The organism is Citrobacter sp. Cpo069 (assembly GCF_030332785.1).
GTDB classification, from domain to species: Bacteria; Pseudomonadota; Gammaproteobacteria; order Enterobacterales; family Enterobacteriaceae; genus Citrobacter; species Citrobacter portucalensis.
Genome location: NZ_JAOWHD010000037.1, coordinates 148,859 through 163,326 on the forward strand (window position 1 = coordinate 148,859; position 14,468 = coordinate 163,326).

At 51.6% G+C, this 14,468-nt stretch carries 14 protein-coding genes; 4 read left to right on the plus strand and 10 right to left on the minus strand.

Going from position 1 to position 14,468, the window contains the following annotated elements; genetic code table 11:
* Positions 1 to 16: 16 nt before the first annotated feature.
* Positions 17 to 607 (minus strand): protein deglycase YajL, encoded by a 591-nt coding sequence (yajL, locus tag OGY08_RS03300; RefSeq protein WP_032942530.1) that lies wholly within the window; start codon positions 605 to 607, stop codon positions 17 to 19.
* On the minus strand, positions 570 to 1,481 hold the full coding sequence (gene panE, locus OGY08_RS03305; RefSeq protein WP_032942532.1) for a 2-dehydropantoate 2-reductase: 912 nt from the start codon (positions 1,479 to 1,481) through the stop codon (positions 570 to 572). Before panE ends, yajL begins: the two co-directional genes overlap by 38 nt.
* 174 nt (positions 1,482 to 1,655) lie before the next feature.
* On the opposite strand from panE, the gene OGY08_RS03310 reads away from it, so the two are divergent.
* A complete protein-coding gene (locus OGY08_RS03310; protein WP_003831002.1) occupies positions 1,656 to 2,147 on the plus strand; it encodes a YajQ family cyclic di-GMP-binding protein in 492 nt (163 codons plus the stop codon).
* A gap of 46 nt (positions 2,148 to 2,193) precedes the next feature.
* Here the strand turns inward: OGY08_RS03310 and OGY08_RS03315 are convergent, their stop codons facing one another.
* The 8 genes from OGY08_RS03315 to OGY08_RS03350 all read right to left on the minus strand — a co-directional run bounded on the left by OGY08_RS03315 (position 2,194) and on the right by OGY08_RS03350 (position 11,324).
* Positions 2,194 to 3,558: an MFS transporter gene (locus OGY08_RS03315; RefSeq protein WP_071445875.1), complete on the minus strand. Its 1,365-nt coding sequence runs from the start codon at positions 3,556 to 3,558 to the stop codon at positions 2,194 to 2,196.
* 221 nt (positions 3,559 to 3,779) lie between these two features.
* The gene (gene cyoE, locus OGY08_RS03320; protein WP_003831005.1) at positions 3,780 to 4,670 is read right to left on the minus strand and encodes a heme o synthase; all 891 of its coding nucleotides are present in this window, start codon (positions 4,668 to 4,670) and stop codon (positions 3,780 to 3,782) included.
* Between the two features lie 11 nt (positions 4,671 to 4,681).
* Positions 4,682 to 5,011 (minus strand): cytochrome o ubiquinol oxidase subunit IV, encoded by a 330-nt coding sequence (locus OGY08_RS03325; RefSeq protein ID WP_003831006.1) that lies wholly within the window; start codon positions 5,009 to 5,011, stop codon positions 4,682 to 4,684.
* Entirely contained in the window at positions 5,011 to 5,625 is a 615-nt protein-coding gene (locus OGY08_RS03330) for a cytochrome o ubiquinol oxidase subunit III (protein WP_003831007.1), read from the minus strand. Before OGY08_RS03330 ends, OGY08_RS03325 begins: the two co-directional genes overlap by 1 nt.
* Positions 5,615 to 7,606, minus strand: coding sequence for a cytochrome o ubiquinol oxidase subunit I (gene cyoB, locus OGY08_RS03335; RefSeq protein ID WP_003831008.1), 1,992 nt, complete (start codon positions 7,604 to 7,606; stop codon positions 5,615 to 5,617). Before cyoB ends, OGY08_RS03330 begins: the two co-directional genes overlap by 11 nt.
* 19 nt (positions 7,607 to 7,625) lie before the next feature.
* Entirely contained in the window at positions 7,626 to 8,573 is a 948-nt protein-coding gene (gene cyoA, locus OGY08_RS03340) for a cytochrome o ubiquinol oxidase subunit II (protein WP_032942534.1), read from the minus strand.
* A 652-nt stretch (positions 8,574 to 9,225) separates the two neighbouring features.
* Positions 9,226 to 10,701, minus strand: a complete 1,476-nt coding sequence (gene ampG / locus OGY08_RS03345; protein ID WP_048214791.1) for a muropeptide MFS transporter AmpG — start codon at positions 10,699 to 10,701, stop codon at positions 9,226 to 9,228.
* Positions 10,702 to 10,745: 44 nt separating this feature from the next.
* On the minus strand, positions 10,746 to 11,324 hold the full coding sequence (locus OGY08_RS03350) for a lipoprotein (RefSeq protein ID WP_032941838.1): 579 nt from the start codon (positions 11,322 to 11,324) through the stop codon (positions 10,746 to 10,748).
* Between the two features lie 306 nt (positions 11,325 to 11,630).
* Here OGY08_RS03350 and bolA point away from each other — a divergent pair, with 306 nt between their 5' ends.
* The 3 genes from bolA (at position 11,631) to clpP (ending at position 14,462) form a co-directional block, all read left to right on the plus strand.
* The gene (bolA, locus tag OGY08_RS03355) at positions 11,631 to 11,948 is read left to right on the plus strand and encodes a transcriptional regulator BolA (RefSeq protein ID WP_003021619.1); all 318 of its coding nucleotides are present in this window, start codon (positions 11,631 to 11,633) and stop codon (positions 11,946 to 11,948) included.
* 344 nt (positions 11,949 to 12,292) lie between these two features.
* Entirely contained in the window at positions 12,293 to 13,591 is a 1,299-nt protein-coding gene (gene tig, locus OGY08_RS03360) for a trigger factor (protein WP_003021622.1), read from the plus strand.
* Between the two features lie 247 nt (positions 13,592 to 13,838).
* The gene (clpP, locus tag OGY08_RS03365) at positions 13,839 to 14,462 is read left to right on the plus strand and encodes an ATP-dependent Clp endopeptidase proteolytic subunit ClpP (RefSeq protein ID WP_003021624.1); all 624 of its coding nucleotides are present in this window, start codon (positions 13,839 to 13,841) and stop codon (positions 14,460 to 14,462) included.
* The last annotated feature ends 6 nt before the right edge of the window (positions 14,463 to 14,468 follow it).

Consider the following 14,468-nt stretch of genomic DNA (forward strand, 5'->3'; position numbering starts at 1 on the left):
GGAGTGGCTCGAAGATTTACTCGTAGTAGTTATAGATTCCCGCGGCCATCACCAGTTGTGACGCCACCTCGTGAGCTTTTTCGCGACTCACCAGAAGATCAATGATTTTCAAACCGAAATCAATGGAAGTCCCCGGTCCCTGGCTGGTTAACAGGTTGACGCGAGGATCCCATACGACGCGCTTGTCCTGCCACTGGTCAGCGGGAATTTGGTCTTTCAGCGCCGGAAAACCGGTCATGTTACCGATGGGGAAAATATCGTGTGGGACGAGTACGGTGGCGGCCGCGGCGCAAATTGCCGCGACAATGCGCCCGGAACGATGAAACTGTTTCACGGTTTCGATAAGCAGCGGGCTGTCGCGAAAACACTCGGCGCCTTTAATACCGCCCGGCAGCACGATAATGTCGAAATCGCCGTCAGCAACTTCGACTAATGGCGCATCCGCTAGCAGCTTCACTCCGCGTGAGCACACGATCGCCAGGTCGCCATCGCTGGCGACGCTGGCGGTCGTGACCTTAATTCCGCCGCGCACCAGCAGATCGATAGTGGTGACCGCTTCGGTCTCTTCACTACCAGGGGCGAGACATACCAGTGCTTGAGCGCTCATACTCACTTTCCTTTCTCTTTACCATTTCAAACAGTTGGGCGTTTTCCGGGACGGCGATGCCGTGCGCGCGGGCGCGTTTTAACAAATATCCGGTAATGTAGTCGATCTCTGTATGACGCAGGGCACGAATGTCTTGCAGCATTGATGAGATATTTTCCGCCGTACTGTCAATCACTTGCTCGACATAATAGCGTAAATCATCCACAGATGTGTGGTGGCCTTCGCGTTCAATGACCGCGGCCACTTCCTCGCAGATGAGTGCTATTTTTTCAGGATGATGGCGTAACTCGCCGTTTGGGCAATCCCATAATGCGGTCAGCGGGTTAATGACGCAGTTGACGGCCAGCTTTCGCCACAGCTCGGCGCGAATAGTGTCGTGCCAGGCGACGTCCGGTAGCACCTCTTGCAGGACTTCAGCCAGATAACTGAAATCACCGTCTTGTTCACGCGCAGGACCAATGCGCGTTGTTCCCTGAGCGACATGAATGATGACGTTGCCGTCACGGCGTGCCGCGTGGGTGGTGGTGCCTATCAGCAGAGGTTGCTTAATGTTATGCAGCTCTTCAATTGTCCCCATGCCGTTGTGAATCAGCAGAATGGGAGTAGTTTCAGGCAGAATTGCGGCCAGGCCTTTTACCGCATCAGAAACCTGCCAGGCTTTCAGGGTGACCAGTAGCAGGTCGCTTTTTGCCAAAAAGTCGGGGTCGTTTGCCGTCAGGGATTCATTAAAAACTGACCCATCCGTGTCGATCAGGTTTACGCTGCAATAGGGTTGCGGTACGCGTAGCCACCCTTGCACCTCATGTCCATGTTTGCATAGCGCGGTAAGCCAAAGCTGTCCTAGCGCTCCACATCCCAGTACGGTAATTTTCATTCTTCCTCCTCACCTGCAACAGCACCAGGTGTTAATCCATATCGGCCGTACCCCATTATTGTTCGCAGGTATCAGTACCACGTACAATTAAAGGATACAGCCTAGTATAGCGCTGTCTGTTGGGTAACTTTGCAGGTATTATGCTTCGCATCAAAAATGAAGGGAGAGGAAAAGATGCCATCTTTCGATATTGTCTCTGAAGTTGATCTTCAGGAAGCCCGTAACGCGGTAGATAACGCCAGCCGCGAAGTGGAGTCACGCTTTGATTTTCGTGGCGTTGAAGCGACTTTTGAGCTGAATGAGTCAAATAAGACGATTAAGGTGCTGAGCGAGTCTGATTTCCAGGTCAATCAGTTGCTGGATATTCTGCGTGCCAAGCTGCTCAAACGCGGTATTGAAGGCACGTCGCTGGACGTACCAGAAACCTTCGTGCACAGCGGTAAAACCTGGTTTGTTGAAGCTAAGCTGAAACAAGGCATTGAAAGCGCAGTGCAAAAGAAAATCGTTAAGCTGATCAAAGACAGCAAACTGAAGGTGCAGGCGCAGATTCAGGGCGAAGAAATCCGTGTAACCGGCAAGGCGCGTGACGACCTGCAATCCGTCATGGCACTGGTTCGCGGCGGCGACCTCGGTCAACCGTTCCAGTTCAAGAACTTCCGCGATTAAGTCGTTATGTCAGATGGCGTAAGCCGCCATCTGACAAATCTCATCTTCACGCCTGGCTGATGGCCTGCTCAACCTCAAATCGATTGGTGACTTTGCTGTCGATTTTCACGTAGGCCGAATGTTCTTTCGCGACAATTAACACTTCGCTTATCCCTTCTTTAGCCAGCAGACGCTGCTTCAGGGTGTCATCCGCAGCAATTTCAGGTGGGATTTCCACCCGCAGGCTGCTGACATACGGCGGCTCTTTCATTGTACTCGCCACCAATAACCACACTGCCGCCAGAAGCGCACCGGCCAGGAATACGGCCTGACCATCAAACATTTCAACCACCCAACCGCCGAGCGAACCGCCAATCGCCACGCCAAGAAACTGGCTGGTGGAGTAAACGCCCATTGCCGTGCCTTTATAGCCAGCCGGAGACTCTTTACTGATAAGCGAGGGGAGGAGGGCTTCCATCAGGTTGAAGGCGAGGAAGAATATCTGCACGCCCGCAATCAACCCCCAGAAACGCACGTTAGCGCTCCACAATACAATCTCTGCAATAAGTATCAGTAACACGCAGGCGAGGAACACGCGTTTCATGCGGCGCTTCACTTCGGCGTAAATGATGAACGGCACTACGGAAACAAAGGACAGCAGCATCGTCACCAGATAAATTTTCCAGTGCTCTGCGGCGGGGAAGCCTGCTTTCGCCAGTTGACCTGGTAAGGCGACGAAGGTGGACATCAGCAATATGTGCAGACACATGATGCCAAAGTTGAGCTTCAGCAGTTTGGGCTCTGCCAGCACTTTGCTGAAGCTGCCTTTTACCATGCCCGACTCGCGGTTCAGCACGTGGGTAGTGCTATTGGGAACGACCCAAATGGTCAGCACGATACCCGTGGTAGCAAGGGCTGCAATCATCCAGAACAACGCGTGTAGCCCCAGCGCATGGGTAACGATTGGTCCCAGCACCATCGCAATGGCGAAGGTGATACCAAAGCTGACGCCGATAAACGCCATTGCTTTGGTACGGTTTTGCTCACGGGTTAAGTCGGAAAGTAGCGCCATTACGGCAGCAGCAATCGCGCCAGAGCCTTGTAAAGCCCGACCAAGAATAATGCCCCAGATTGAATCGGAGAGAGCAGCAATTATGCTGCCGAGAACGAATACCGCCAGCCCGCCGACGATAAGTGGCTTACGACCAATGCGGTCAGAGAGCAGGCCAAAGGGGATCTGGAAGACGGCTTGAGCCAGACCATATATGCCGATGGCAAGGCCTATCAGCGCTTCGCTGGCACCCTGTAGCGCCATACCGTAAGTGGTCAGAACCGGCAGGACCATAAACATGCCAAGCATGCGCAACGAGAATACGGTCCCTAAACCCCAGGTGGCGCGCAACTCACCGGGCGTCATTTTGTAATCGTTCATTCCCACCTCTGTATTAATTTCGCGCCTAGTGTAAAGCGCTAAGCAGGCTGGGTAAATATGCGCTTTATTAACAAATGTTGGGGTTGTGAGGGGCGTCGGCTGGAGACGAAAATGCCGGATAGCGATCTGAACGTAACTTATCCGGCCTACAAGCTATGTGCTTTTTTGTAGGCCGGATAAGGCGTCAGCCGCCATCCGGCATAGAAGGTATGACGATTAACTTACCAGACGTAAGTCAGCAGGTTCTGCGAGTTTGGCACCATAAAGTCGACGGACATCATTACGCTGAGCGCGGTAATGGCAATGATGGAGAAACCGAACAGCTTGCGCGCCCAGACTCTGTCATCTTCCACTTTATAACCACGCAGCGCCATGCCCAACCACCAGACGCTCACCGCCGCTGCAACAATCAGGTATTTATAACCTGCATAGCCGCCCAGGGTTAGCATCAGCGTGGCGATAGCAAACGCCACGATGTACAGCGTGATATGGTTCTTCGCGACCGAAATACCTTTCACCACCGGCAGTACCGGGATGTTGGCAGCCTGATAATCCTTGAAGCGGAAAATCGCAATCGCGTAAGAGTGCGGCATCTGCCACAGGCTGAAAATAGCCAGCAGAATCAGCGCACCGCTATCGAACTCACCGGTTACGGCACAGTAGCCAATCACCGGCGGCGCAGCGCCGGAGAGTGAGCCAATCAGCGTGCCATAAACGGAATGGCGCTTCATGTACAGGCTATAAACGCCCACATAGACCACGAAGCCCATTACCCCCAGCCAGCAGGCCAGAGGGTTCGCGCCAAACCACAGCAGCATAAAGCCAGCAATACCCAGCAGGGTGGCGTATACCAGCGAGACCGCAGGGGAAATCAGACCTTTAACCAGCACGCGGTTTTTGGTCCTCTCCATCTTCCTGTCGATATCCCTGTCGATGTAGTTGTTAAATACACAACCCGACGCCACAACCAGTGACACCCCAACCAGCGTGTAGATAAACAGGGGATAATCAATGCTGCCTTTCGAGGCCAGCAGGAATCCCCCAATCACCGAGATCAGGTTGCCAAAGATGATGCCTGGTTTCGTTACTTGCAGGTATTGCTTAAACATCATAATCGCCGCTCTTAGTGCATCATCATGTTGTAGTTAAGGTTCCACATAATCCAGATGGAGCCCACAACCAGGATGGCGATGATTAGCACAGTAAAGACAAAGGCCGTCATGTTCCAACCTTCATCAGATTTGCTATTCATGTGCAGGAAGCACACCAGGTGCACCAGAATCTGTACCACTGCCATTGCCAGAATAGTTCCCAGAATGACGGCCGGTGAGGCAGAACCTGTCATCACCATCCAAAACGGAATGACCGTCAGGATGATCGACAGGATAAAACCTGTCATGTAGGTTTTTACGCTGCCATGGGATGCGCCGCCGCTCTCGTTAGAATGACTCATTACATCGCCCCCATCAGATAAACAACAGTGAACACACAGATCCACACCACATCCAGGAAGTGCCAGAACAGGCTCAGGCACATGATGCGGGTACGGTTAGTACTGGTCAGACCGCGACGAGCAACTTGCACCATCAGCACCGCCATCCAGATAAGACCGGAGGTGACGTGCAGACCGTGCGTACCGACCAGCGCGAAGAACGCAGACAGGAAGCCGCTGCGATCCGGGCCCATACCGTTAACAATCAGGTGATGGAATTCATAGAGTTCCATCCCGATGAATCCGGCACCGAACAAGAAGGTCAACGCCAGCCAGGAGATAACCTGGCTCTTGTTGTTCTTGTACATGGCAATCGCTGCCATGCCGTAAGTAATGGAGCTGAATAACAGCAGGAATGTTTCAACCAGAACGAACGGCAGTTCAAAAATGTCCTTACCTGTCGGGCCACCTGCGGTGCCGTTCACCAGAACGGCATAGGTTGCAAACAGAATAGAGAACAGAATGCAGTCGCTCATCAGGTAGACCCAGAATCCGAAGATCTTGGTCTGGCCTGCATCGTGGTGCCCGTGTTCGTGCGCGTGGGCAGTCGCGTGCGTTAAAGTATCAGTTGCCATTTTTCAGCCCTGCCTTAGTAATCTCATCGAAATGCTGGTTTTCCAGTTTTTCGACTTCCGGGACCGGCACGTAGTAATCCACGTCTTCATCAAAGCTTTTCACAATCCAGCTGATGATCATGCCTGCGAAGCTTGCAATCGCCAGCCACCAGATATGCCAGATCATGGCGAAACCAAACAGTGTTGCGAAGGCGGTAATGACGATACCGGCACCGCTGTTCTTCGGCATATGAATTTCTTCATAGTGCGCAGGCTGCTTGTACGCTTCACCTTTTTCTTTCATTTCCCAGAAGGCATCACGCTCGTGAACGTGCGGCACAACGGCAAAGTTATAGAACGGAGGCGGGGAAGAGGTTGCCCACTCCAGCGTACGACCACCCCATGGGTCACCGGTCAGGTCACGGTTCTGCTCGCGGTCGCGAATAGAAACGAAGATCTGAATCAGCTGGCACAGGATACCCAGTGCAATCAGCGCGGCGCCGCAGGCGGCAACGACCAGCATCGGATGGAACTGTGGATCAATCTGCTGGCTGAGGCGACGGGTCATACCCATGAAGCCCAGCACGTACAGTGGCATAAATGCTACGAAGAAGCCGATGATCCAGAACCAGAATGCGCGTTTACCCCAGGTTTCGTTCAGCGTGAAGCCAAACGCTTTTGGCCACCAGTAGGTCATACCAGCGAAGCATCCAAATACGACGCCGCCGATGATAACGTTATGGAAGTGCGCAATCAGGAACAGACTGTTGTGCAGAACGAAGTCCGCACCCGGCACCGCCAGCAGTACACCGGTCATGCCGCCGACTGAGAAGGTGACGATAAAGCCAATCGTCCACAGCATTGCTGAGTGGAATACGATACGGCCCTGATACATGGTGAACAGCCAGTTGAAGATCTTCACCCCGGTCGGGATGGCGATAATCATGGTGGTGATACCGAAGAAGGCGTTTACGTTAGCGCCTGCACCCATGGTGAAGAAGTGGTGCAGCCAAACAACGAACGACAGAACGGTGATACACACGGTTGCCCACACCAGCGAGGTGTAACCAAACAGACGTTTACGTGAGAAGGTTGCCGCGATTTCGGAGAACACACCGAAGACTGGCAGAACCAGAATGTACACTTCCGGATGGCCCCAGGCCCAAATCAGGTTGATGTACATCATCATGTTGCCGCCCATATCGTTGGTAAAGAAATGGGTGCCCAGATAGCGATCCAGGGTCAGCAACGCGACGGTAACCGTCAGGATTGGGAAAGAAGCGATAATCAGGATGTTTGCACACAGAGATGCCCAGCTAAACACTGGCATCTTGAACATGGTCATTCCTGGTGCACGCATCTTAATGATGGTCACAAAGAAGTTGATACCGGTCAGAGTTGTACCAATACCGGACAACTGGACTGCCCATATCCAATAGTCGACCCCGACGCTTGGACTGTACTCTATTCCCGAAAGTGGCGGATACGCCAGCCAACCGGTCTGCGCGAATTCACCCACGCCCAGAGAAAGGTTAACCAGGATTACGCCGACAACGGTGAACCAGAAGCTCAGGTTGTTCAGGAACGGGAATGCAACGTCACGTGCGCCGATCTGCAGCGGAACCACCAGGTTCATCAGACCGATAACAAATGGCATTGCCACGAAGAAGATCATAATCACGCCGTGAGCCGTGAAGATCTGGTCGTAGTGGTGAGGTGGCAGGAAGCCCGCTTCACCTGCAGAAGCCAGCGCTTGCTGACTACGCATCATGATGGCGTCGGCAAAGCCACGAATCAACATGACGATTGCGACGATGACATACATGATGCCAAGGCGTTTGTGGTCAACAGAAGTCAGCCACTCTTTCCACAGGTAGGTCCACTTACCGAAGTAAGTGATAAGGCCCAGTAAGGCCGCACCACCGATGATAATGGCAGCAATCGTAACCATGACAATAGGTTCATGGAACGGAACTGCATCCAGCGTCAATTTTCCGAACATCGTATTCTTCCTCGGCCCCTTAGTGAGCGGATTCCGCGTGGCTCATGTCCATGCCTTCCATTCCTTCGTGTGCGCTGTGCTCACCTTCGGGTTGGGTCATGTCCATGCTCTTACCGTGAGCCATAAATTTGTTAATAACGTCTTTAAACAAATCCGGTTTCACGTTGGAGAAGTATTCCACCTGGTTGTATTCGCTTGGCGCAGCCACTTTCTCGAACGCTGCCATGTCGCTCATGGTGTTCGTGGACTGTTTAGCTTTAGCAACCCATTGGTCGAATTCGGCGCGGTCCTTTGTTGCGATAGCCTTGAACTTCATACCGGAGAAGCCTGGTCCGCTATAACTTGCGGAGATACCATCATAAGTACCGACTTCGTTGGCGATCAGATGCAGTCGAGTCTGCATACCTGCCATGGCATAAATCTGGCTACCCAGACGCGGGATAAAGAAGGAGTTCATCACGGAGTTGGAAGTCACTTTGAATTCAACCGGAGTATTCGCCGGGAAGGCGATTTCATTCACGGTAGCGATACCCTGTTCCGGATAGATGAAGAACCATTTCCAGTCCATGGAAACCACTTCGATGGTAATGGGCTTCTCGTCATGCGCCAGCGGTTTGCTTGGCTCAAGAGCGTGAGTGGTTTTCCAGGTCAGAACGGCAAGGAAAATGATGATTAAGATCGGCACCGTCCAGACCACAGCTTCCACTTTATTGGAGTGTGACCAGTTCGGGCTGTACTTCGCATCTTTATTGCTTGCACGATACTTCCAGGCAAAACCAACAGCCATCAAGATGGCGGGAATAACGACAATCAACATCAGGCCAAATGCCGTCAGTATCAATGACCGTTGTTCCAGTCCAATCTGTCCTTTAGGGTCAAGCAGCGCAGAATTACAGCCACTGAGTAATGCAGTGCCTGCAATTAATGACAACCATCCCAAACTTTTATTGTATTTCCTGAGTCTCATTTAACGACCTCAATTCCACGGGACCGGGTGGCGTTTAAAGTGTGAGGGCATTTTACGGGAAGGTTACATTACTGTAAACATCTCTAGATCTGTGTTACTGGGTTCTGCCGTGCATGTCACATATGTTGCAATATATGTCGCTTTGGCTTTAAGAACCTGTTGCAACATCACGTTATAACGAAAGCGGGCAGGTGGGGGGCGTACTGAGGGCAATTGGTATAACCAATACGAAAATAAAACAATTGCTTAACAATTGATTATCAATAAACGGACAATTGAGGAACAAAAAATAAATCTTTCGTGGCTGAATCGAGTAAGGAAAATAGTATATATAAAAGGCGTCAATAATTTCCAAATTCTTTGGCGCACAAAATAACAAATATTATTTTTAGCAGTTGTTGCTTATTTCGCCGTTATAATTACGCAGGGTGATTACAACGACCAAATATGCTCGTCATACTTCAAGCTACGGGTGTGTTGGCTTTCCTCGCTCACCCCAGTCACTTACTTATGTAAGCTCCTGGGGATTTGCTGCGTCGCCGCGTGATTCGGCCTCTCGGCCTCTCCCCTACGGGGCCAGCGCAAGCGCTGTTCAAAACGCTCACGCCTTTTGTCCCGTAACTCGAATTATTTAGAGCATAAATATGCAACATCATGCCAGACGGGTTTTGCGCAATGCCAGATAATCAAGCAATCCACCAAAAACGACCCCGCAGACCGCGACCACCACTGAGACTTCAAGCAGTTCCGGCAGGAAGGAGAAGTTGGTGTAATCCAGCGCGTTCATGGTTAACAGCAGCAGCCAAACCAGCAGCAGGCAGCAGCCCGCAACTAGCGTCATTAATGCCAGACTGTATGCTCCACGAAATTCCGTGCGCGGAATGAAGCTTTCATTTTGCCAGCTATGTTCCAGGGTCTGGCGACATACCAGCAGCAGTATCAGACCGGGGATCGCGGCAAACACGGAGAACAGATAAAACGTCGGCCAGCCGTGTGCTTCGACAAACCAACCCGCTACCGGGCCAACGTAAACGCGACCAACGGCTGAAAGCGCGGAGAGCAGGGCGAACTGGGTCGCTGAGAAGGACTTATTGCACAGCGTCATTAATAAAGCGACAAATGCCGCCGTGCCCATTCCGCCGCACAGGTTTTCAAAGAAGACGGCCGCCGCCATGCTGAACATGTGTTTGTCAGTGATGGACAGTAGCCAGTAGCCCGCATTCGACGCCCCTTGCAGGATGCCGAAAATAAGCAATGCGCGGAACAGAGAAAGGCGCTGCATCAGGATCCCACCGTACAGCGCGCCAACAATGGTGGCCAGTAGCCCCAGTGTCTTATTCACCACGCCAACTTCACCCGCATCAAACCCAACGCCGCGGATTAAAAAGGTGGTGGTCAGGCTCATGGCGAAAGCATCCCCGAGCTTATACAGCACAATAAGCAGCAGAATCAGCCATGCGTTGTTACGACCAAAGAAGTCTCGCAGCGGAGCCGCAACCGCCTGTTCCAGCGTTTTAGGCACTGGAATGGTGTCAGTCGGTTCAGGTGCTAACAGGGTGGCGATGATACAGGGAATCAACAGCGCAGCCATCAGCCAGTACATCCCTTGCCAGCCCAGCCAGCGATCGGCCATCCACAAGGCCAATCCGCCTGAAACCAGCATCCCTAGTCGATAGCCCAGCACGCTGATAGCTGCGCCGGTGCCGCGGTCTTCTGCGGGCAATACGTCGGTTTTCCAGGCATCAAAGACGATATCCTGCGATGCCGAGCAAAAAGCGATCACTACTGCGAGTGCGGCCATCCAGCGTAACTGTGTGCCAGGCTCCAGAAAGCCCATCGCGGCGATAGAAATTAACAACAGCACCTGGGTCGCCAGCAGCCAGCCGCGACGTCGACCTAAAAACGGTGGCGTGTAACGGTCCATCAACGGGGACCAGAGAAATTTAAATACGTAGGCCTGACCGACCAGGGAAAAGAAACCGATGGTTTTAAGATCGATATTCTCGACTGTCATCCACGCCTGAAGCGTACCGGAGGTGAGTGCGAGCGGTAAACCGGAGGCGAACCCCAGAATGAGCAGGATAGCTGAACGTGGTTGCTGAAAAATACGTAAGTATTGACTGGACATGGGCTTCTATAGGCCCGACGAGCGCCGGGCCATATGGGCAGAAATTAACGAGCGTTCTGCTTGATGAAATCGTGAACGCTGGTGTCCTGAGACATATCAGCGATGGTGTCGGTCAGTACGCTGTTAACGGCGTTAGCAATATTTTTGTTAGAGGCCTGCAGGGCACCTTCAACAGAATAGCTTGCGCGGTAGTTTTTGGTCATCTTGTTGCCGTTGGCGGCGGTCGCGATGATGGCGATGTCTGCTTTGGTTGCGATGTTATAGCGCACGCTACCCTGAGACACGTCAGCATACAGCTGGTTAACAATGATTTGCAGGTTGACTGCACCGTTTGGTCCAATCATATAACCACGTGCGGTCATCTGTTTTTCCAGCACTTCTTGTAGCAGGAAACGCAGATCGCGGGACGCGGTCAGGGTTACCAGCTGGTTGTCACGGGTGACTTTTGCCAGCGCTTGATCCTGGCGCTGGTCGGCACCGTTGATGCTAACGGTCACACCCATCAGGCTCGGATCCTGCTGCGGCAGGGTAATTTTCGGGGAGACTTCAATAGTAGTCGGCGGCGTTGCGCATCCAGCTAACATAAACAGTGCGACAAACGGGACGAGGATTTTTTTAAACATGCCAGGGCTCTCAGCGAATCTAAATTGTATGGTTAGAGAAAATTCCCGCCATCATAACATCGCCAACGATGAGGGGAAGTGGGTAACGCATGTAAATTCATTGTGTTGTCCGTTTTATGACTTTGTGGAGACTATAAACGGACTTTTTGCAATAAATTGGAGTGAGGAATCAGTGAACTTCATCCGTTTGAATGAGAAAATCAGACAAGCGCTAATTTTTTGTTGCTAAGGTGTAATGAAAACGGTAAAAGCGGCTAGTATTTAAAGGGATGGGTGACATCTCAGCGTTGTCGGAGGAAAAATTTCATGATGATTCGTGAGCAAATAGAAGAAAAATTAAGGGCAGCGTTCGAACCCGTGTTCCTCGAAGTTGTGGATGAAAGCTATCGTCACAATGTCCCGGCTGGTTCTGAAAGCCACTTTAAGGTTGTACTGGTTAGCGATCGCTTTACAGGTGAACGTTTTCTTAATCGTCATCGGATGATTTACAGCACGTTAACGGCGGAGCTTTCCACAACCGTTCATGCGCTTGCCCTGCATACCTACACTATTAAGGAGTGGGAAGCGTTGCAGGATACGATTTTTGCATCGCCTCCGTGTCGTGGGGCGGGAAGCATCGCGTAAAAACGGATTTGCAACAACCGACGCTTTTCCAGTATGTTGCTACAGATTATGTGAAAACGGCCTGCGGGCCGTTTTGTTTTGTCTGAATTCTGGGGCAGTCGTACAGTATTCAGACAAAAATTAGCCGGGAATTGTGAAAAAAGCCGCAGCAACGCGCGATAACCGTTCTCGACTCATAAAAGTGATGCCGCTATAATGCGCGTCTTATTTTTCGGAATGTCTTCGGGATGATTCTGACGACAGGGAATGTGATTGCTTATGAGAACATCCCAGTTCCGCGAAGCCAACAACCTGTGCTTGCGGAGAAGAGTTGACCGAGCACTGTGATTTTTTGAGGTAACAAGATGCAAGTTTCAGTTGAAACCACTCAAGGCCTTGGCCGCCGTGTAACGATTACTATCGCTGCTGACAGCATCGAGACCGCTGTGAAAAGCGAGCTGGTCAACGTAGCGAAGAAAGTGCGTATTGACGGTTTCCGCAAAGGAAAAGTACCGATGAATGTTGTTGCTCAGCGTTATGGCGCGTCTGTTCGCCAGGACGTTCTGGGTGACCTGATGAGCCGCAACTTCGTTGACGCGATCATCAAAGAAAAAATCAATCCGGCTGGCGCACCGAACTACGTTCCGGGCGAATACAAACTGGGTGAAGATTTTACTTACGCGGTAGAGTTTGAAGTTTACCCGGAAGTTGAGCTGACTGGCCTGGAAGCAATCGAAGTTGAAAAACCGGTTGTTGAAGTTACCGACGCTGACGTTGACGTAATGCTGGACACCCTGCGCAAGCAGCAGGCTACCTGGAAAGACAAAGACGGCGCTGCTGATGCAGAAGACCGTGTAACCATCGACTTCACCGGTTCTGTAGACGGCGAAGAATTCGAAGGCGGCAAAGCGTCTGACTTCGTGCTGGCTATGGGCCAGGGTCGTATGATCCCGGGCTTTGAAGAAGGCGTTAAAGGCCACAAAGCTGGCGAAGAGTTCACTATCGACGTGACCTTCCCGGAAGAGTACCACGCTGAAAACCTGAAAGGTAAAGCTGCGAAGTTCGTTATCAACCTGAAGAAAGTTGAAGAACGCGAACTGCCAGAACTGACTGAAGAATTCATCAAACGTTTCGGCGTTGAAGATGGTTCCGTAGCAGGTCTGCGCGCTGAAGTCCGTAAAAACATGGAACGCGAGCTGAAAGGCGCTGTGCGTAACCGCGTTAAGTCTCAGGCGATCGAAGGTCTGGTAAAAGCTAACGACATCGACGTTCCGGCTGCTCTGATCGACAGCGAAATCGACGTTCTGCGTCGTCAGGCTGCACAGCGTTTCGGCGGCAACGAGAAACAAGCTCTGGAACTGCCGCGTGAACTGTTCGAAGAACAGGCTAAGCGTCGCGTAGTTGTTGGTCTGCTGCTGGGCGAAGTGATTCGTACCAACGAACTGAAAGCTGACGAAGATCGCGTTAAAGGCCTGATCGAAGAGATGGCTTCTGCTTACGAAGATCCGAAAGAAGTTGTTGAGTTCTACAGCAAAAACAAAGAGCTGATGGACAACATGCGTAACGTCGCTCTGGAAGAGCAGGCTGTTGAAGCCGTTCTGGCGAAAGCGAAAGTGACTGAAAAAGCCACTTCCTTCAACGAACTGATGAACCAGCAGGCGTAATTCGTCGCTTTTTTAGCTCGAATTTCGTACGCAAGCCCGTCACCTTTTGGTGGCGGGTTTTTTTTTGTCACGCATTTTGCATGGGAAGAGTGCGAAAACAGCGTTTCAGTGTTAGCGTTACAACAAAAGATTGTTATGCTTGAATTATGGCGATGTCGTACCCATTACTGAGGGACTAGCTGATAATCCGTCCATAAGGTTACAATCAGCACAGCAGGTTTTTTCAAATTTTATCCAGGAGACGGAAATGTCATACAGCGGCGAACGAGATAACTTTGCACCCCATATGGCGCTGGTGCCGATGGTCATTGAACAGACCTCACGTGGTGAGCGCTCTTTTGATATCTATTCTCGTCTACTTAAGGAACGCGTCATTTTTCTGACCGGCCAGGTCGAAGACCATATGGCTAACCTGATCGTGGCGCAGATGCTGTTCCTGGAAGCAGAAAACCCAGAAAAAGATATCTACCTGTACATCAACTCCCCTGGTGGAGTGATCACTGCCGGGATGTCTATCTATGACACCATGCAGTTTATTAAGCCGGACGTCAGCACCATTTGTATGGGCCAGGCGGCCTCAATGGGTGCGTTCCTGCTGACCGCCGGGGCGAAAGGCAAACGTTTTTGCCTGCCTAACTCTCGCGTCATGATCCACCAGCCTCTGGGCGGTTACCAGGGCCAGGCAACGGATATTGAAATTCATGCCCGTGAAATCCTGAAGGTAAAAGGGCGCATGAACGAACTTATGGCGCATCATACGGGTCAATCTCTTGAGCAGATTGAACGTGATACCGAGCGCGATCGCTTCCTCTCCGCTTCTGAAGCGGTAGAGTACGGTCTGGTCGACTCGATTTTGACCCATCGTAATTAATGCCCA